The following is a 20,171-nucleotide window of genomic DNA, read 5'->3' as shown; positions in this document are numbered from 1 at the left end:
ACTTAGAAGCGATCGCTCTTTTAACTCAGCAATTTTCACAAGAGACAGGCAACAAATCATCAAAATGTTGCCTGTGCCCTATGTTTGAGCCGCATCTAAGACCAGATACGGTCAATTAGACAATCAGATAATGGTTAGGTTTTAAATTGCTCATCCACAGGGATTTTATAACCATCAGCTAGGCGATTGGTAGAGTTTGCTGTAGCAACGATCGCCAAAAGTTCGCCAAACATTGTATCAGTCATGCCCTTGGCACGGGCGGAGGCTGAGTGTGAGGATATACAATAATCACAGCCATTTGTCACGCTCACGGCGATGTAAATTAATTCACGCATCAGTGGATCGATTTCTCCCGGACTCGTCATCACTTCCTTGACAGCTTGCCAAGTGCGTTGCAGAGTTGGCGGATGATTAGCGATCGCTTTCCAAAAATTGTTGATATATTCAGTCTTGCGGGTAGCGCGGATGTCGTCATATACAGCCCGCACTTCATCAGAGGCTTGTTCGTATTCGATTAGATTGGTCATTTGTCAGTTGTCAGTTGTTATTGGGCATTGGGCATTGGGCATTGGGCATTGAGCATTGGGCATTGGGCAGAGACGCGATGAATCGCGTCTGTACAAGAGTCAATAGTCCAAAGTGATTTCTTCCCCCTGCTCCCTGCTCCCTGCCCCTCTGCTTTCTAGCCCCTAGCCTCTAGCCCCTAAAACAGAACGATAGCGACCGAGGGCGATTAGGGGGAAGTACTGCTGATACATGTGATATTTGAGGTAAAAATGGCAGGGAAAGCCTGTGCCTGTGAAATATGCTTCGTACCATGTACCATCGGGCTTTTGGGTGGTCAAAAGATAGTTAATTCCTTTTTCAATGGCTTGATGGGCAAATTTACCTGTGGCTTCACCAGCAGCTATCAGTCCAATTAATGCCCAGGCTGTTTGGGATGCGGTGCTGGTTCCTTGTCCTTTGAGACTAGGATCGTTATAGGTGCGGCAGGTTTCACCCCAGCCACCGTCAGAATTTTGACATTGGACTAACCAAGCTGCGCCGCGTTCGATGCTTTGCTGCTGGGTTTTGGGTGCAACTAAGGCTAGGGCGGAAAGTGCGCCGCTAGTACCATAGATGTAATTTACGCCCCAACGCCCAAACCAACAACCTTCTGATTCTTGTTCGTTCAGTAAATAGGCGATCGCTCTTTCAAAGTTACGATTATCTATAGCAAGGTTACAAGCACCGAGCATTTCTAATACTCTGGCGGTGACATCGGCGGTGTTGGGATCAATCATGGCTTTTAAGTCGCCATAGGGTATTGCATTCAGCCATTCTTGATCGTTGTCGATGTCAAAAGCTGCCCAACCACCTGGTTTACACTGCATGGTCGCAATCCAGTTTAAAGCACGAGCGATCGCAGCTTGTTTTAATTTTTCGTTGGGGAGTTTGGTTTGATGTAGCGCCATGACGACAACCGCAGAATCATCGACATCGGGGTAAAAGCGGTTATCAAATTCAAATGCCCAAGCACCTGGTTTGCCTTGGCGATTTTTGACATACCAATCTCCGTAGTCGAGAATTTGCTTGTCAATTAACCATTCTGCCGCCTGTACTACAGCCGGATGATCGGGGGCAAAACCAGAATCTATTAAGGCGCGAATTGCCCAGGCTGTATCCCAAACCGGTGATACACAAGGCTGAACGCAATAGGTAGTTTCCGTCTCAATGGCAAAGTTATCAACAGCTTTCAATCCCCGTTCTACAATGGGGTCGGCAGCGTCATAATTGAGACAGCGCAATGCTAATAAAGAATTGAGCATGGCGGGAATAATCCCACCCCAATCACCGGTGGCTTCTTGGCGGTCTAAAATCCATTTTTCGGCGGCTTTGATGCTTTCGTCGCGGAAGGGTACTAAATTCAAGCTTTCGGCTAATTTGAAGCCTCGATCCAAGGTAAGAAATAAATCAGTCCAATCACCACTTTTAGGTAATTCCCACTGGACGCGATCGCGTCCTTCGGCGTAGAGTTCATCAACAGTAATAGCTGGCTCAATTTGAAAAACAGGTTTGCGATCGCAGACAATCAACAACGGTACAGTACTGGATCTCGCCCAACTCGACATTTCATAAATGTTGATAAAGAAATTATCGGGCAAAAGCATAATCCAAGGCGGGAGGGAAGGAATACCGCGCCAGTCGTAACAGCCAATCAGGGCGAGGTGTAGTTTAGTAAAGATGCGAGTTTTACTGATGCCGCCCCGTTGGAGAATAAAAGCTTTAGCCTTGAGCATGGCGGGATCATCGGCGGGCACACCTAAGAGCTTCAAAGCCATGTAAGCTTCTACTGTAGTACTCAGTTCGCCGCCATCATCACAATACAATTCCCAACCCCCATGTTCTCGTTGTTGAGAACGCAGGTAAGTTTCAGCTTTGTGCAAAGGCCTGGTGCTATCTGTACCCCAAATTTTATGCAGCAGCACAGCTTCAGCCGTAATCGTGACGTTAGATTCTAACTCAGCCCACCAGTAACCTGCTGGCTTTTGAATTGATAGCAGATATTTTTGACTAGCCGCGATCGCTTCTGCGACTTGATTAACCGTGACTCTATCTTGAGTTTGCATCAAATACCCTTGAACCTCTACACCACAGGGACTTCTAACTAAAAAGATATACTATCACTGTGTAGGCAGGGGGCGGGGAAGAAGGACAATCAATTCAAAATTCAAAATTCAAAATTCAAAATTAAGAATTTTATTTGACTTTTGCCCCATGCCCAATGCCCAATGCCCCATGCCCCATGCCCCATACCCCTGAAATATGCTGTAGTATTCTCTCTGAGATATTGAGAATAGGCGACAGCTAATGGCGGCAGTTGTATTAGTGTTAACAGTGTTTTCTTTAGTGATTTGGATAGGATTACTGACTTTACGCGGACAGTTTTGGCGTTGCGATCGCCAATTAGAAGTTGCAGAAATTCCTTTGTCATCTTTACCCAGGATTTGTGCAGTTATTCCGGCGCGTAATGAAGCTGATTTACTACCTATTAGTTTGCGATCGCTGCTTCTGCAAGACTACCCTGGCGATTTTAACGTGTTTTTGGTGGACGATCGCAGTAATGACGGTACAGCAGACTTTGCCCAAGGGGTAGCTTACGCTTTAAATAAAGCCAATCAATTACATATTATCTCTGGTAAATCCTTGCCTGCTGGCTGGAGTGGTAAACTTTGGGCGGTAGAACAAGGCATTCAATTAGCGACAGATTTTGCACCAGACTATTTTTTACTCACAGATGCAGATATTGAGCATGATGTCAGCAGTCTCCGCCGATTAGTTGCTAAAGCCGAACAGGAAGATTTAGACATGGTTTCGGTGATGGTGCGCCTGAGATGTCAAAGCTTTTGGGAACAACTTTTAATACCAGCTTTTGTATTTTTCTTTCAAAAACTTTATCCTTTTCGCTGGGTGAATAACCCGAAAAATCCTACAGCTGCGGCGGCTGGGGGTTCTATTTTAATTCGCACAGCCGCTTTAGAAAAAATTGGTGGAATTGGGGCGATTAAGCAAGCTTTAATTGATGATTGTGCTTTGGCGAAAGCTGTTAAGGGACAAGGAGGACAAGGGAGAATTTGGTTAGGGTTGAGTGCTTTAACTCGGAGTTTGCGTCCTTATCCTGATTTAGAGACGATTTGGCAGATGGTGGCGCGTACTGCTTATACTCAACTGAATTATTCGCCTGTGCTGTTAGTTGGTACAGTCTTGGCGATGACTTTGATTTATTTGATACCACAATTTGCAACTATTTTCGGTTTATTAAGTCTTAATTGGGCGATCGCTCTTTTAGGTTTATCAGCTTGGTTATTAATGTCTGTAGCTTATTATCCAACTATCCGCTTTTATAAATGTCCGCCTTGGCTCACCTTTTGTTTACCTGCGATCGCTTTTCTTTATACCCTGATGACTGTAGATTCCGCTATTCGCCATTGGCAAGGGCGCGGTGGTGCGTGGAAAGGGCGCGTTTATCCAGGGTGAAGGAATTGCCTCATGATATGAATACGGTAGGGGCATTGGCACTGCCATGCCCTCTAGAATACATCAACGCGCCGCCAACATTATTTAAATTGGTATTAGACCAAAAATGCGATCGCATACCCGAAATAACGCCTGCAGGCTCAAAGCCTGGGGCTAATAGTACGAAGCCCACCTGCGTGGGCTAAATTTCTTGAGCCTGCTTGATTTGGCTTTGTTCGATTAGCCGTACCATTCTATGGTGAAGGCAAGATTTCGGCGCAATGTAATAGATTAGGACTTACGCACTGAAGCCTGAAACCCCGATCCCCCCTTAAAAAGGGGGGAAAGTCTAAAGCCCCCTTTTTAAGGGGGTTGGGGGATCTGAGTGCGTAAGTTCTGTAGGTTGACAACTATTACCAATGACTAATGACTAATGACTAATGACTAATGACTAATGACAGACTTCGCCAGTTATTTTGAATTCCGCCGCCTACTTATTTAAATTGTTATTATTTCGCCTCGCCAATTAAAGTAAACGCCGCCCAAGCGCTAGGATTTGGATGCTGTTTCATCGTCACCAACATCGCTTGACGCAAAGCCCAAGCTTTATCAGGATTCTTCTGCAACTGACGGTAAAATTCCCCCATTAATAATGCGGAAGGACTATCGGGAATAGACCATAATGTGACAATCACACTCGGCGCACCCGCAGAAATTAAGGCGCGAGATAAGCCAATTACACCATCGCCTGTAACTTTACCTTGTCCGGTATCGCAAGCACTTAAAACAACTAATTCGGCGTTAATTTTTAAATCTAAAATTTCATTGGCAGTTAGCAAGCCGTTATCTTTACCATCAGGGGCGAGAGCGACTGCACCAGGGACACCCAAACCTTTAAAATCGTCAAGTAAGCCGTGGGTAGCTAGATGAATAAATCTCGCTTGGGGTAATCTTTGCATAAAAGCGGCTTTGGTTGCTTCTTTACCTGTGATGGCTTTGGTGTTTAACAGTTGGGCGATTTCTTTAGCTTCCTTTTCTGCACCTGGTAAGGGAGTTAATTGTTGCGGTGCTTCGCCAACTTTGGGGGAAACGCTGGGCATGATAGGATTGCCCACAACTAGAGCTTGATTACCAGAAACTTTCTGCCGTTGTTTGCGAGTTAAATCTAATACTTGAATTGCTGGGGCAGTGAGGATAGTGTGTTTTTCAATGAGGTATTTACCTTGCTCATCTTGTAACGCGGCGAAGGGAACAAGGAATAAAGATGATTGGGGTATAAATGTAACTCGCTCATCAGGATTTTTTGGTAGCAAGTCAGCAATGGGATTAATTAGTAGTTGGTGAAGTCGTTGAAATCGTTGTTTTGCTAGGCTAGGATTGGGTTTGTAACTGGACTCAAAAATACCCCGACCTCTGACACCAATTGACTCACGGCTGTTGGTGACTAATTGAGCTAAAGTTGTATTTTCTTTTTGCCATAAAGGTTTAAGGTCAACTTTGCGGAAAGTAACTTCGCCTGTGGGTTTGATTACCCAAATGTAGAGTTCTGATTCCTTACCTTCTTGTTTACCCTGAATTTTGAATTCATCATAAATAATTGAATATTCAACAAGGGTAGCGTTTTGTTGTTTGGCGATTTGTTGCAGTAGGGATAATGTGGGTTCTACATTTGCCAGGGCATTTTTAGCAGACAAACGTAAATTTAACAAATCCACCAGCGCCCTACTACGTCCTTGCTCGGAGATTAAGAGTGCATCGTTGATTTTATTCTGAGCAATCAGCACTCGTTGCAATATACGGTAGGTGCGAGCTTGTTCTTCAAAAATTGAGATTTTATAAGCATCGTTGTTACCCAAGTCTCCTCGGATAGATTTTAATACTTCAATACCAGCAAGCAGGATTTTTTCAGCTTCTGGGAGTTTGCCAGATTTTTGGTAAGCTAATCCCAGATTGTTCAGAGATTCCCATTCCCCTAAACGGTTTTTGATTTCCCTAGCGATCGCCAATGTCTGCTGCTGGTAGTCAATGGCTTTGGTGTAGTCTCCTAGTGCATAGTAAGCAACTCCCAGATTGCCCAGAGCTTTTCCCTCCCCTAAACGGTCTTTGATTTCCCTAGCGATCGCCAATCTTGAGGAGTGGTAGTCAATGGCTTTGGTGTAGTCTCCTAGTGCATAGTAAGCAATTCCCAGATTGCCCAGAGCATTTCCCTCCCCTAAACGGTCTTTGATTTCCCTAGCGATCGCCAATCTTGAGGAGTGGTAGTCAATGGCTTTGGTGTAGTCTCCTAGTGCATAGTAAGCAAGTCCCAGATTGCCCAGAGCAGCACCCTCACCTTTACGGTCTTTGATTTCCCTAGCGATCGCCAATCTTGAGGAGTGGTAGTCAATGGCTTTGGTGTAGTCTCCTAGAGCATCGTAAGCATTTCCCAGATTGCCCAGAGATTGTCCCTCACCTTTACGGTCTTTGATTTCCCTAGCGATCGCCAATAACTGCTGCTGGTAGTCAATGGCTTTGGTGTAGTTTCCTAGAGCATAGTAAGCATTTCCCAGATTGCCCAGAGCAGCACCCTCACCTTTACGGTCTTTGATTTCCCTAGCGATCGCCAAACTCTGCTGCTGGTAGTCAATGGCTTTGGTGTAGTTTCCTAGAGCATAGTAAGCAAGTCCCAGATTGCCCAGAGCAGCACCCTCACCTAAACGGTCTTTGATTTCCCTAGCGATCGCCAATAACTGCTGCTGGTAGTCAATGGCTTTGGTGTAGTTTCCTAGAGCATAGTAAGCAAGTCCCAGATTGCCCAGAGCATTTCCCTCACCTTTACGGTCTTTGATTTCCCTAGCGATCGCCAAACTCTGCTGCTGGTAGTCAATGGCTTTGGTGTAGTTTCCTAGCGCATAGTAAGCAATTCCCAGATTGCCCAGAGCAGTACCCTCACCTTTACGGTCTTTGATTTCCCTAGCGATCGCCAATAACTGCTGCTGGTAGTCAATGGCTTTGGTATAGTCTCCTAGAGCATCGTAAGCAAGTCCCAGATTGCCCAGAGATTGTCCCTCACCTTTACGGTCTTTGATTTGGCGATAGATAATCAATGCTTGTTGCCAAGACTGTAATGCTGCTTCAAATTGACTGGTTTGATATTGCTCAATACCTTGCTGTAACAATCTATCTGCTTCGGCTTTGCGGTCGGCTGATGTTTGCGCCAGTACTCGTAACTCTCCTGGTGAGGCGAAAAGGCTGAAAGTTATTGGTGTGGAAGCTGTGGCGATAATTAGGGCGAGGAAACTTAGACCAATGTTGGAAAAGCGCATAGGGAATGATGAAATTAAGATTGGGTGGGGAAGCAGGAGGCTCAAGTAATTAAGTTAAGCTGTTTTGTCAAGGAATATGCTAAAGAGTTGGTGAATTTGGCTAAATTGTGCATAATTTAACCGCAGCACCAGCGTTATTTGCTGGCTTATTGTTATATAGTTCTGAGCAGGGTGGGGGTTATGCAGTTTTGCGGGGAAGAAATTCACTAAATTGCCAATTACATAAAAAAACACCAATGCACCGTAGGGGTTTGGTAATGCCCATTGGTGTCAACTTAAGCTAAAAATAGCCTCTGTCTTAGCTTTGTCCCCCGCCTGAGAATGAATTCTCAGGCTCATAGCCAAAGTCTACTAAAGTAGACTCAAGATTTTGAGGATATGTAGGAATCTGACGATGACTTTGACTATTAGCAAGGAACTTCAGTTCCTTGCGGTGACTGGGTTTCGCGTTAAGGTGACACCAATAAGTAATGCCAAACTAATTCGTAATTCGTAATTCCCTGGGGTAAGGCTTGCGTCTATCTAATTCGTAATTCAAAGAATAGTGAATGTGTGGTACCAATTCATACCAATATAAAAAATCATGCAACAGGTAGGGGCATTGGCACTGCCATGCCCTCTAGAATATATCAACACGCCGCCAACATTATTTAAATTGGTATCAAATAAGGTTGGCGATACCTAAATAATTTTCAGGTCAAGGCAATGCTAAAACTCTACTGCTTGTATTTGCGGCTTTGTTGACTTTGGCTGATGCTCTACCCAAGGATTACAAATTGTGAAGGCGTTGTATCAATTTAAACAAGCTTGGCGATACCTAAATCATTTTTCGGGGCAAGGCAGTGCCTTTCCCCTACGGGTTTATCTCATTGTTGGTATAAATTGGCATAAGTTCTAATTCATTCACGAGTATTAAAGACTCATTAACCAGTATCAAAGACTCATTAACCAGTATCAAAGACTGATTAATCAGTCTCAAAGACTCATTAATCAGTATCAAAGACTCATTAACCAGTATCAAAGACTCGTTAACCAGTATCAAAGACTCATTAACCAGTATCAAAGACTCATTAATCAGTATCAAAGACTCAACGACGAGTATTCAAGACTCGCTGACGAGTATCAAAGCCTCATTAACCAGTATCAAAGACTCAACGACGAGAAAAAAAGCCTCATTAAGGGACTTCCAAATAAAAATCTTGCGATCTAGAACTTACCAAAACCGCAACTCGTAAGGGCGGGGTTACCCCGCCCCTACAATTTGGCATAATTTATTTTTTAGAGTTCCCTAACGCCCCATGCCCCATGCCCCATGCCCCATGCCCCATGCCCAAACCATAGAGCATCCTCTGTCTTAACCTTTGAGAATTCTTACTTACTTTATATGTCATCAACTGGTTAAAATGTTTCTCGACAGCATTAATCAGGCTTATCTATAACGTGAAGCTTTTTGTTTACCATACCCCGGAATTGACTCCAACCGATCAAGCCCCAGAATGTGCGATCGCAGTCGATGTTCTGCGGGCTACTAGCACAATGGCCACAGTTTTGGCGGCTGGGGGCGAAGCTGTACAAGTGTTCAGCGATTTAGATCAACTCATGGAAGTCAGTGAAAAATGGCCCCCAGTAAAACGGCTACGAGCTGGAGAACGCGGTGGTGCAAAAGTAGCTGGTTTTGAATTGGGTAATTCTCCCCTAGATTGCACGCCAGAACTCGTAGAAGGGCGGCGCTTATTTATTAGTACCACCAATGGCACTCGTGCTTTAAAGCGGGTACAAGATGCCCCTACTGTTTTAGCAGCTGCTTTAATCAACCGTGCTGCGGTGGTTCAATTTCTGCTAGAAAAGCAACCAGAGACTGTCTGGATTGTTGGTTCAGGTTGGGAAGGCAGTTTTTCTTTAGAAGATACTGTATGTGCAGGTGCGATCGCGCATAGTATTGTGCAACAAACTCAGTTATCACCGGAGGAAATAGCTGGTAATGATGAAGTGATTAGTGCGATCGCGCTCTACTCTCAATGGCAAGATAACTTGTTAGGACTCTTACACCAAGCCAGTCACGGCAAACGTCTGCTGCGTCTAGAATGTGATGAAGATCTAAAATATTGTTCCCAAACCGATATTTTAGATGTATTACCCATACAGCAAGAACTTGGTGTTCTCAAACGCCACCATTAATTATTACAAAAGCCTATAGCAAATTATGAAATAAAGGGACATTGCCGCCAATGTCTCTTTATTTTTTTGGTGACGGTTGACGGTTGACTGTTGACGGTTGACTGTTGACTATTGACTGTTAATTGTTAATTGAGTCAAAGCTCAAAATTCAATATATTTTGATGCATAAATATAATACCAATTTGAAATAAGAATGCAACAAATTGTAGGGGCAAGGCAATGCCTTGCCCTCTAAGAATATATTGATATATCGCAAATAATATTTGAATTAGTATAAATTTGTATGGTGTGTTAATGCTGAGGTTACGGGCTTTGCTGTAATGCAATCTATATATATAGGACTCATATTTGATTTTTGAAATATACGTAGGGTGCGTTATGCCGGAGGCTAACGCACCGTCCGAAGGCTTTGGTGCGTTACGCTACGCGATAACACACCCTACAAATACATATATTTTTTCAGAAATCAAATCGGATTCCTATACTACTCTTAATTGCTGCGTAACATTATAGATGTGCTTGATATCAAGCTTTTGACTGAAAATAATTAACCCATTTGTAGGAGGTAATGAGCAAATTAATTGTTGTACCTTTCTAGTAGTTAAAAGCAGCAAGAGAGGTATAAACCATGTTGTTACTCAGATGTTCTCGTTACATTAAAACTACAGTGTTTGGTTTCTCCACTGGTTTATTTATGTTGGGAAACACTGCTGTGAATGCGCAACAACAGCTACCTAGCTTGACTCCTGCACAAACTCAACAGTTATCTCGTGATTTAGTTCCCCATAGTTCTCAAGACTTTTTCCGCCAAGGACAAGAATTAATGGAACGAGAAATTAAACTTCTCAGACAAAGACAAATTTCCAATAATGAACCCGTCCTCAAGGTTAATCCTCTACAACCAATTAAAGAAAATAGTCCAGTCAGAAATAATTCTCAGCCGCAACCCAATTAAAGCCTAAAGAGACAAAAGACACACAAGGAAGAAACAATAAATACTCAATGCCCAATGCCCCATGCCCATTACCTACTGACTATTTTCATACTCAACTTTACCGTAGTCTAATTTAACTATTCGGTCTGCTAAATGAAAATAGCGATCGTCGTGGCTAATGACTATTACCGTTTTTCCTTGGGCTTTCAATTCTGCTAATAATTGGGTGTAAAATATATCTTTGAAAATAGGGTCTTGATCTGCTGCCCATTCATCAAATAAATAAATCGGTCTATCTTCTAAATAAGCTGTGAGTAAAGCCAATCTTTTACGCTGTCCTTGAGAAAGCGCAGTAGTAGAAAGTTTACCATTTTCAATTTTGACTTTATGCTCTAGCTGAAGTTGTTTGAGGTACTTTTGGGCTTTATTATCTAAATCAGCATTTTCTAAACCTAAAAGTTCCTCAAATAAGTAAAAGTCAGAAAACACCACAGAAAAATGTTGACGATACCATTCACGATTACTGTCTGTAATTAGCTCTTTATCCCAAAAAATATCTCCTTTTTCAGGGATATACAAACCAGTAATTAGTTTAGCTAAAGTCGATTTACCGCTACCATTACCACCAACAATAAATACTATTTCTTGCTGATATAATGTCAAATCAATAGGGCCAAGAATAAAGCTATTATCTTCTTGCTCTCTGTAATAGGTGTGAGTAATACCCTTGAGTTGTAAACTCTGCCAAATCGGGTTAATATTTGGCGGGACTGTGGAAGTTTCTTCTTTACTAGCCAGAGCTAAACCTAATGATTCTATCTTTTGAAACGAAACATTAGCGCGAATAATTTGCGGTAGGTTATTAACTATATTGTCCATTGGCAACATCAAATAAGTAAATGTCAAGATGAAGCCTGAAAGTGTATGGGGACTAATAGTAATTAAATTTGGTAAGGCGAATAACAGAAAACCCACCGCGAAAAAAAAGATAAATCTACCCCAGCTTGTAGTGACGGCAAATAAAGTTAAGCCTTTAACATTATGATTTCGGTATCTAACAGCCGTTGATTTAAGTTGGTTTTTTAAGAAACTTTGACGGCGTTGATAATTAAGTTTTAGTTCTTTAATCCCTTCGGTAACTGTGCGAAAATGCTGAAATAATACATCTTGATCGTCACGCGCTTGAGCTAGTAATTCTCCCCCACCGCGTAACAGCCAGTTACAGCTACCCAATGCGACTACCATTAAGATGACAACTAGTAAAAATACTAACCAAGAAAGCCAAGTTATATACACTAAGCAACCAGCAACCATCGCTAAATCAATGCAGAGAAAGGGAATTAAATATACAGCATTAGCGACAGCTTGAACATCTTCGGTGAGGGTGGCTAAGATGCGGGGATTACCTAAGTTTTCTAGATGACTTAACTCAGAAGCGAGGATTTGATTACTTAAACCCATCCGTAATTGTAAGATGGCGTTTTGGGAGAGGCGAACTAGCATCACTTGGGAGATGATGCTGGTAATTAATGCAACTATGACTAATCCGACAAACCCCCAAGCGATAGATGTCAGGGGTGATTGGTTGCTAGGATTTGCGGCTGAACTAATGAGCGCAATTAGTCCCGCACTGCTCCCACCACTCAGGAATCCGGTAACGATCGCGATCGCTACCATCCCCCATGCCGAACGTAAAAGAAAGTAAATCAGATTCATGAAGATGTATTAAAAGGGAACAGGGAACAGGGAATAGGGAACAGAGTGTTACAAGTGGGGATTTATACCCCAATTGAAACTTGCTACGAAAAGAAACAGGGGTATCTAACTCCCCTGACGGGAATAGGGAACTCTTAACCGTTCCCCGTTCCCCGTTCCCTATTCCCTTCTTCGATGAGCAATTTTACTGAATGCGCTCGTCTAGGGGTCAGAAAGAACTTATCAGCTCTATGATTATTATCCCATTGTATAAGTAGGATTTATCAGCGTTTGAGTCCAGCAGATATTTACCAAAGTGAGCATGATGTTAGTCATTGAGTGGTTGCTGTTAATACTGTGTCTAGTGGCTATCTGTTTCTACTGTTACAGCATATATGCAGCGATCGCCTTTTTTACCCAACCCCACACCATAGATCCTGCATTCCTTCCCCCGGTAACGATTCTCAAACCGATATGTGGTGTGGATCGAGACGCTGAGGAAAATTTAGCTTCATTTTGTCAGCAAGATTACCCAGCATACCAAATTATCTTTGCAGTGCGCGATCGCGAAGATCCAGCGATCGCTATTATTGAACAACTAATTCAGCAGTTCCCCAATGTAGATATTCAGCTTGTGGTGAGCGATCGCATTATTGGCGCTAATCTAAAGGTGAGTAATCTCGCCAATGCTGTCACAGCAGCTAAACACGAAATTCTTCTCATCGCTGACAGCGATATTCGCGTCGGTAAAGATTATTTACAACGCATCGTCCAGCCGTTGCAAGATGAAAAGGTAGGTGTGGTTACCTGCTTATATCGTTCCTTAGCTCAAGGATGGGTAACTTCTTTTGAAGCGCTGGGGATTGCTACCAGCTTTCATCCAGGGGTGTTAGTCAGCAATCAATTAGAAAAAATAAAATTTGCTTTCGGTTCTACTATTATTATTCGCAAACAAGCCTTAGAAGCAATTGGTGGATTTAATGCGATCGCAGATTATCTCGCAGATGACTTTCAACTCGGCTATTTACCTGCTCAAGCTGGCTATCGCGTCTTTTTATCTAACTATATAGTTGATCATATTTTAGATGAAAGCACCCTAGCAGATATCATTCAACGCCAAATCCGTTGGCTGCGTTGTATTTGGGTTTCTCGTCCTTGGGGTTATTTAGGATTGCTATTTACCTATGGAACAGTTACTAGTTTACTTTTATTGTTAGTGACAAAAGGCTCAATCTTAGGTTGGACTAGCTTAGTTATTACTTGGATATTGCGGTTAATTATGGCTTGGGTAATTGGCGTTAGCGTATTCAACGATACCGTTACCAAACAATATTTTTGGCTAATCCCTGTCCGCGATTTAATGCATTTTGCAATTTGGTGTTATGGCTTTTTTGGTAAATATATTACCTGGCGAGGGCAACAATTGCAGCTAATTCCAGGAGGGAAGTTAGTTTTGCAAGAAAACGCCGACTAGAGACAAGGGCGAAATAATCAATACCCAATGCCCAATGCCCAATGCCCCAAAATAAAGAATCCCCTCAATGCCTGCAGAACAGGGTGTTTGAGGGGTTCAAATGTTGCAGCAAAAAGTGAATTACTATTCAGTAAACAGCTTTCTGGTTATTTTTTCAATAAAGTTTAGTTAAGTTTACGTAAAGAATCTGTCAAAGATTCATAAACCCCAACTGGTAAACCAGTATTCTCCACATAGAATACATGGCAGCCAGGGGTTTGAGGAATCTTCGACTCCGTATAAATATGTAGAAACTGATTTTCACACGGATAACTATAGCTGTGGAGAGGGTTTACTCCCCTCATTTGCGGACAAGGGAGACGACAATTGTATAGACGCGATTCATCGCGTCTCTAACGACAAACATAAATAATCGCGATCGCACTCTTCTGCGCTAAGAGCGATCGCGAAACTCACCAATCATGTTTGCCAAATCAATCTCTATACAGCACCTTAATCTATCTTTCTGCCTTTTATGCCACTATGAAGCAGTTATGTGAGATGCACTTAATTTTTGAGAATGCTGGAGTTTAATTATCTGATATGTGATCCAGAAAATCATTAACAAAAAGCACAATTTTATAGTTTATTAAGACAAATCTTTTTATTAAAAAATAGTTAATTTTTTTATTGACGTTGGGAAGCATGAACGGGTTTCGTGGCGATCGCTACCTGTGGTGAGTTGAAATTTACCTACGGCGAAGGTCAGGTTTTTTGTGTTATAAAACTCACAGCAATTTATCTTAGAGCAAAAAATACTCTATGGAAACAGAACAACTGGAGCGTTATAAAAAATATGGCGAATTCATCCTCCAGAAATTAGACTCTGTGCCTGAATATCCCTCCAAGCAAGAAGATTGGGTACCAGCTAGTCTTGATGAGAGTCTGTTTCGCCTCCGGGAAGCTGCGGAGAAAACAGTAGAACTTGCTACTTCACCAGTGAAAATCGGGGTGATGGGTGAATTTAGTAGCGGGAAAACTTTGCTGTTAGGCAGCTTGATTGGCTACGCTGATGCTTTACCAGTGAGCGAAAATCCTACGACGGGCAATGTTACAGCGATTCACATCATACCCCAGGATGGGTTTGCCACTACACAGTTAGGCAACTTTACAGTTGAGTATCTTTCCCATGAAGGGGTGAGTGATTGTCTGCGGTTCATGATTGGGGAAGCTAATCGGCGCACAGTCGCGGCTGGACTTTTACCTGCGCTGGTGACGAAGCTGAAGGAACCAAAGGATATACTCAATTGGTGCGAGGAAACCTGGAAAAATAGCAATAATTTAGAGTTGCGTTACATTTTGCGTGAATTAGTCATCTTTGTTCGCGCTTACCAAGCCTACGGCGAAGTCATGTGTGGCGGTTCCTATCAAATTGATGCTACCACCGCCAGGGAAGGATTAAAGCTGGTCGAGCAACCAATGGCGATTCAAACCATTAGCTTTGACGATTTACCGCCAGCACATATCAAGTTACCCAGTCCCCCGCAAAGATTACCAGCTAAGTTATTACAGAATAGTTTCCCCCTAATTCGCCGTGTAGATATTGATGTGAAAATCTCGCGGGAAATTTGGGATGTAAATGGTGCATCGGAATTTATCTTGCTGGATTTTCCCGGATTGGGTGCGGCGAATTCTGGCGCAAGAGATACCTTTTTATCACTGCGCGAATTAGCGGAAGTTCAAACAATTTTAGTGTTGTTAAATGGTAAATCCCCAGGAAGCGATCGCGCCAATAAAATCTTTACCATGATGCAACAACAGCGTCCGGGACAAGACCTCAAGGATTTAATTTTAGTAGGTGTGGGACGCTTCGATCAACTACCTCTAGATAGTGAAGGAGGAGAACGAGAATTAGACCAATTAATTCAAGATAGCATCGATAATCCTTTACGTGAAAGTCAGGTTTTTCAAAAGCTCAAAGTTCTGCAAACTACCCTTGATGCTGCTAATGCATTTACCAGCCAAAAAGATAGAATTGTTTTACTATCACCACTTTTAGGGCTAGCAGATTTAGCGAAACGTTCCACTTCCGTCAAAGCAGGTTCGCCAGAATTTCTCGCTAATCTAGATTATCCCGATTATTTAGATCGTTCCAAGCGCTTACAAGATAAATGGGGACAGTTAAGCGAGAATTTATTAGCAACCGATGCGCGTAATTATTTAGGTAGACAATTAGGCTACTTTGCTCAAGACGGGGGGATTAGTAAGCTGCGAGAATTAATTCAAAAACACGTAGCTAATCACGGTTTAAAGCAACTCCATGAAGATACGAAAAGGGCTGCTGATAACGTGCGTCAACAACAGGATAATTTAAAAAATATCCTGGATGAAATGCAAGAACAAGGTATGCCTACCGCCGATAGCCCAGCTTTGCTAGAATTACGAGCAGCAATTGAGAATTTAGATAAAACCTACAGAAATTTCCAAAAAGATTTAGGTAAGGAACCACTCAAAGATAGAAGGGGAATTGGCGTTAGCGATGTTGTTAAAGATGAGCTAACATACCGCATTCTCAATTGGAATCAGTGGACTTTACTATTTAATAAAGCGAACAACGGCACAATTTCCTTAACTGAATCTAAAGGTGCAGCCGGGAAATTATTTGATAGGGGTAATAGAGTAAATACAGCGATTCCTACCAAAAGCGATGATTTTTATCCCACCTTTGCTAAGACAGTTCAAGAAGTAGAAGAATTCGCCCGCGATCGCATTCGTCAAGCCATTGGAGATTTATTGAGTAAGTTATCAAATATTGTTGCCAGAGAACGAGATTATTTACAAGCCAATCTCAACCCAGAAATAGAAGCCGAAATAGAAGCTAAATTTGGCATTGAAGAAGCCGAGTTATTTTATAAACTGCTGTTAGGTTGCGATCCAAATAAATGGCAAGAAGCAATTATTTCGGAAATTGAAAGTAGAGAGAAAAATATTGTTGCTGAAGTAATCTTTCCCTTAGCGCATCAAGATGAAAAACATAATGTAGGGCAAATATTTGATTGGGCACCTGAAAGGAATGGTTTAACTAAATCGAACAATCATCAGCTTTTTGTATTGCGCTTGCGGGATGAAATTACTGCTAGTGCGAGTCTGCATTTAGTGCAATATGTGAGTGAAGTTAATCAGCAAGTGAATGGGGAATTAGCTGGGGTTTTGGATCAAATTATTCCCAGTTTGCAAAATCTTTCTAAAAAGGAAGAATTGCTGAGGTATTTAGCTGCTGGTGAATCCTCACAACTAGCAATTCCTACCTGGTTGCAAATTCTGTCCGATGTTTCTGAGATTAACTATTAGGAAAATGAACCGCAGAGACGCAGAGAACACAGAGAGAAAACTTTGCGAACCTCCGCGCCAACCTTTGCGCCCCTTTGCGTTAAAAAAAAATTAACCCTTCAACACCATGAACTCCTCCCAAACCAATAGCCAACAACAAAAAAGATTCCCCGGATGGTTTGCATTAGACTTTGGCACATCCAATTCTACAGTCACACTTTTCGATCCCATTGAAGTCCCCATCGCCGAAGTATTACCCAAAGAACAAGAAATGCGACTGCGCGATCGCATGGCACAATGGTTAAGTTCCCCCGCTACAGATGCTTTACCAGATGTCAGCGCTAGCGACTGGGAAAAGTTTATTGCTGACATCAGTAAAAACCTCGAAATAGAACCCAGCCGCTTAAGTGAAGTGTTTGAAAGCGATAACCGGGAACGATTTTTAGAAGCACTGCGCCAAATTGAACTATGCTTAGGAACAAGCGATCGCTTTCGGCGTGCTGTGAGTAAAAAGCTTTATCAGATATATCATGAAGTCTTCCGCGTTCCCACTCTCGAATCGCAAAATCTCATCCCCGTCGTTTTAGATATAGATAGGCGCAGCACCGAAATTAAAAGCGAGTTAGAAATCGCTAAATTAGCCGCTTTAAAACTGAAAATGGGCAGAGAAGCCAGCGATAATCGAAAAAAAGCGATCGCCCAAGGAACAAGCAGCGCTTTAAAAGAAATTATTAGCCGCTTTCATCACTCCCCCAAACGCTATTTTGGCCAGGATCGTTCCTTTCCCGTTATCTTAGATGAGGCGGAAGAAACAATAAATGTAAACCAATTAGTACAAGCAGCTTGGGGACATTTAATTGAATTAACCGAAGATTATCGCAAACGCGCCAGACGCAGATTTTCTGAAGGTGATTTTCTCTCCGCCGTTGTTACTTATCCCACCGTTGCGCCGCCTGTAGTGCGGAAAGAAGTTAAAGAATTAGTTGAAAAATTAGGACTTGATGATGTCCAAACCGCTTATGACGAAGCCGTTTCTGTAGCGATATTTTTCCTCTGGCGAGAATTTGGCGGTAATCTGAATATTGGAATTGAATCTTTCAAAACTCGCTGTCGTCAAGTCGGGAATAAATGGTCACAAAATGTTTTAGTTTTAGATATTGGTGGGGGAACTACAGACTTAGCTTTAATTGAATTAACTCTAGAAGATAAAACCCCATTCTTTGCCGATAATGAAGACAGAGGTTTAGGCGGACGTTACTATAAACTCACACCTAAACTATTAGGTTCATCGGGACATTTACAGCTAGGCGGCGAATTAATTACCCTGAGAATATTTAAGCTGTTAAAAATTGCGATCGCCGATTTTTTATTAACAGCAGTTTCCACCGGAAATTTAGAAAGCGACAAGCTAGAAGACTTAATCAACTCCGAATTAAACGAAAGATTTCTCGAAAACGGACAATTCAAAAGTGGCAGTATTTTGAAATGTTTAGATAAAGAAAACCCCGAAGGCGACGCCGCTTATAAAGACGCTTTAGATACAGCCGAAAAAGTCTTACCTACTCGCTGGCAACAAGCACCCCAACGCCTGCAAACATTTTATACATTGTGGGATCATGCCGAAGCTGCCAAAATCAAACTCGGACAAAAGCCAGCAGACGCTTTACCCATCACCTTTACCCTCTCCGAACAGCAGATTTCCGAACTACTCAACCAAAGTGCTATTAGATACCAAGTAAAAGACCCCAGTAGTATCTGCGTCACCATCGATAGCCAACAATTCGATCGCGCCGCATCATCAGCCATCAAAGAAGCGATCGGTATTGCCCAAGGACTCATGGATAGCCGCCTCCGTCCCCAGGATAGCACCATAGACCCCTGGAATACCCACAAAGTAGACTGGCTAATTTTATCCGGTAAAACTTGCAGCCTCGACCTCGTACAGCGTTCCATCTACCAAGAATTTAGCAAATCTCCCTACTTCGTCTGGAACCCCGAACGCATCACCTTTGTATTAGAATTTACCAAACTAGCCACCTCAGCCGGTGCTTGCTACGCCGAGAAACTACGTAGATTAAGATTCGACCCCGAAGAGTCAAAAGGATTACTTCGTAAAGGTGCAAATCAACTAGAAATAGATGTCAAAAACCTGTTTTATTACTTACCTTGCAACTTCAAACGCAAAACCCAAAGCAACGAACTCCTAACAATATTTAAAGCCGGACAAGAACTTTATCAACTAGCAGCAGATGAAAACGTCGCCAAAGTCCGCACAGAATGGCAAGGGATACAATTAACAAACATTATTTATCGCCAAGACTACGAAGACGGCGATTTAAGGTTATGGGGTAGCTTTGACGGTAAAACCTTAATGGAGAAACTTGGATTTTTAGAACCCGACTTTCTCAAAAAAATCAAAGTTCAATTTGAAATCGATCAAACCCTGCAATTTAGCGTTTTACTATGCCAAGGAAACCCCCATTACCTAATAGATGTTCCCGGTATTGATGTCACCTCCGTCATCTCCGCCGCCTCAGAAACATTTACATTATTTGCTGATGGTAAATTGAAATGGAATATAGCCGTTGAACGTCCCAACAAAGACTTAAACGATGGCGATATAGCCATCAACGTCATCGAATCAGCCACCGTAGATCAACCAGACGCTTATCATTTAGTCTTTGAAGCCGACAAAGATATTAGTAAATCCCTGCAAGAATTTCATTACATCCGCGATGGTTCACCCGAACCAGGAAAAGGATTAATTAGTAATCCCTTACCACCCTTCCCTAAAAATGGAGAACATACCTTTTATGTAGTACAAACAGATGCAGAAACCAACACAAAAAAATGGATACGTATCGGCGCATTAACTAAACCCGATGTCACCACAGATTACCCTTGCCAATATCGCGTCACCCTCGACAACAAAGGTATTTTAAGAATGCACGCCGGTGAAGTACCTTACTGGACATCAAACATCCAAGAAAGCCTCAAACAACCAGGATGTGTTTATCGCGCCGAATTAGAACTGCAACCCAACGAAGTAGATAAAGAACGCGATCCCTTCTGCGGAATTCATTAGGAATTACCTCACGCAGAGACGCAAAGACGCAGAGAGAAAACCTCTCAAAACCTCTTCTCTGTGTCACGCCAGTGGCTACAACGCGGGGAACCCGCGCAACGCACTGGCTCCTCTGCGTCTCTGCGGTTTCATCTCTCTTCTCTCTTCCTTGGCGTCTTGGCGTCTTGGCGGTTAATTAAAAAAAATAAATAACCT

At 42.6% G+C, this 20,171-nt stretch carries 11 protein-coding genes; 7 read left to right on the top strand and 4 right to left on the bottom strand.

The features are described 5' to 3' along the window. Positions 1–134 precede the first annotated feature (134 nt). Together H6G08_RS16495 and shc are read right to left on the bottom strand one after the other, a co-directional pair. Positions 135–527 (bottom strand): carboxymuconolactone decarboxylase family protein, encoded by a 393-nt coding sequence (locus tag H6G08_RS16495; protein ID WP_190544730.1) that lies wholly within the window; start codon positions 525–527, stop codon positions 135–137. A 162-nt stretch (positions 528–689) separates the two neighbouring features. Beyond that, entirely contained in the window at positions 690–2,609 is a 1,920-nt protein-coding gene (gene shc / locus H6G08_RS16490; protein ID WP_190544727.1) for a squalene--hopene cyclase, read from the bottom strand. Between the two features lie 241 nt (positions 2,610–2,850). Here shc and H6G08_RS16485 point away from each other — a divergent pair, with 241 nt between their 5' ends. Beyond that, complete coding sequence (locus H6G08_RS16485; protein ID WP_190544724.1) at positions 2,851–4,017, top strand: glycosyltransferase; 1,167 nt, start codon at positions 2,851–2,853, stop codon at positions 4,015–4,017. Between the two features lie 488 nt (positions 4,018–4,505). On the opposite strand, the gene H6G08_RS16480 is transcribed toward H6G08_RS16485, so the two are convergent. Beyond that, positions 4,506–7,301, bottom strand: a complete 2,796-nt coding sequence (locus H6G08_RS16480) for a CHAT domain-containing tetratricopeptide repeat protein (RefSeq protein ID WP_190544721.1) — start codon at positions 7,299–7,301, stop codon at positions 4,506–4,508. A gap of 107 nt (positions 7,302–7,408) precedes the next feature. Between H6G08_RS16480 and H6G08_RS16475 the strand changes: the two genes are divergently transcribed. The 3 genes from H6G08_RS16475 to H6G08_RS16465 all read left to right on the top strand — a co-directional run bounded on the left by H6G08_RS16475 (position 7,409) and on the right by H6G08_RS16465 (position 10,434). Continuing rightward, positions 7,409–7,585 carry a hypothetical protein gene (locus tag H6G08_RS16475; RefSeq protein WP_190544718.1) on the top strand — a complete coding sequence of 59 codons (177 nt, stop codon included), beginning with the start codon at positions 7,409–7,411 and terminating at the stop codon, positions 7,583–7,585. A 1,156-nt stretch (positions 7,586–8,741) separates the two neighbouring features. After that, on the top strand, positions 8,742–9,479 hold the full coding sequence (locus H6G08_RS16470) for a 2-phosphosulfolactate phosphatase family protein (RefSeq protein ID WP_190544715.1): 738 nt from the start codon (positions 8,742–8,744) through the stop codon (positions 9,477–9,479). Between the two features lie 628 nt (positions 9,480–10,107). Beyond that, positions 10,108–10,434, top strand: a complete 327-nt coding sequence (locus H6G08_RS16465; RefSeq protein WP_190544712.1) for a hypothetical protein — start codon at positions 10,108–10,110, stop codon at positions 10,432–10,434. A gap of 72 nt (positions 10,435–10,506) precedes the next feature. On the opposite strand, the gene H6G08_RS16460 is transcribed toward H6G08_RS16465, so the two are convergent. Continuing rightward, positions 10,507–12,129 (bottom strand): cyclic peptide export ABC transporter, encoded by a 1,623-nt coding sequence (locus H6G08_RS16460; protein ID WP_190544708.1) that lies wholly within the window; start codon positions 12,127–12,129, stop codon positions 10,507–10,509. A 304-nt stretch (positions 12,130–12,433) separates the two neighbouring features. On the opposite strand from H6G08_RS16460, the gene hpnI reads away from it, so the two are divergent. The 3 genes from hpnI to H6G08_RS16445 all read left to right on the top strand — a co-directional run bounded on the left by hpnI (position 12,434) and on the right by H6G08_RS16445 (position 19,976). Further along, positions 12,434–13,582 carry a bacteriohopanetetrol glucosamine biosynthesis glycosyltransferase HpnI gene (hpnI, locus tag H6G08_RS16455; RefSeq protein ID WP_199322619.1) on the top strand — a complete coding sequence of 383 codons (1,149 nt, stop codon included), beginning with the start codon at positions 12,434–12,436 and terminating at the stop codon, positions 13,580–13,582. An 801-nt stretch (positions 13,583–14,383) separates the two neighbouring features. Next, positions 14,384–16,912, top strand: coding sequence for a GTPase family protein (locus H6G08_RS16450; RefSeq protein WP_190544703.1), 2,529 nt, complete (start codon positions 14,384–14,386; stop codon positions 16,910–16,912). 106 nt (positions 16,913–17,018) lie between these two features. Continuing rightward, positions 17,019–19,976 (top strand): acetate and sugar kinases/Hsc70/actin family protein, encoded by a 2,958-nt coding sequence (locus H6G08_RS16445; protein ID WP_190544700.1) that lies wholly within the window; start codon positions 17,019–17,021, stop codon positions 19,974–19,976. The last annotated feature ends 195 nt before the right edge of the window (positions 19,977–20,171 follow it).

The sequence above is a fragment of the Calothrix anomala FACHB-343 genome (assembly GCF_014696435.1).
Lineage (GTDB): Bacteria > Cyanobacteriota > Cyanobacteriia > Cyanobacteriales > Nostocaceae > Aulosira > Aulosira anomala_A.
Note: the sequence above shows the minus strand (reverse complement) of the source record. Positions and strands in the feature narration are given on the sequence as shown.

Excerpts from the sequence above, each read along its gene's own strand:
- H6G08_RS16495 (WP_190544730.1), bottom strand. The coding sequence starts at position 527 with ATGACCAATCTAATCGAATACGAACAAGCCTCTGATGAAGTGCGGGCT.
- shc (WP_190544727.1), bottom strand. The coding sequence starts at position 2,609 with ATGCAAACTCAAGATAGAGTCACGGTTAATCAAGTCGCAGAAGCGATC.
- H6G08_RS16485 (WP_190544724.1), top strand. The coding sequence starts at position 2,851 with ATGGCGGCAGTTGTATTAGTGTTAACAGTGTTTTCTTTAGTGATTTGG.
- H6G08_RS16480 (WP_190544721.1), bottom strand. The coding sequence starts at position 7,301 with ATGCGCTTTTCCAACATTGGTCTAAGTTTCCTCGCCCTAATTATCGCC.
- H6G08_RS16465 (WP_190544712.1), top strand. The coding sequence starts at position 10,108 with ATGTTGTTACTCAGATGTTCTCGTTACATTAAAACTACAGTGTTTGGT.
- H6G08_RS16460 (WP_190544708.1), bottom strand. The coding sequence starts at position 12,129 with ATGAATCTGATTTACTTTCTTTTACGTTCGGCATGGGGGATGGTAGCG.
- hpnI (WP_199322619.1), top strand. The coding sequence starts at position 12,434 with ATGTTAGTCATTGAGTGGTTGCTGTTAATACTGTGTCTAGTGGCTATC.
- H6G08_RS16450 (WP_190544703.1), top strand. The coding sequence starts at position 14,384 with ATGGAAACAGAACAACTGGAGCGTTATAAAAAATATGGCGAATTCATC.
- H6G08_RS16445 (WP_190544700.1), top strand. The coding sequence starts at position 17,019 with ATGAACTCCTCCCAAACCAATAGCCAACAACAAAAAAGATTCCCCGGA.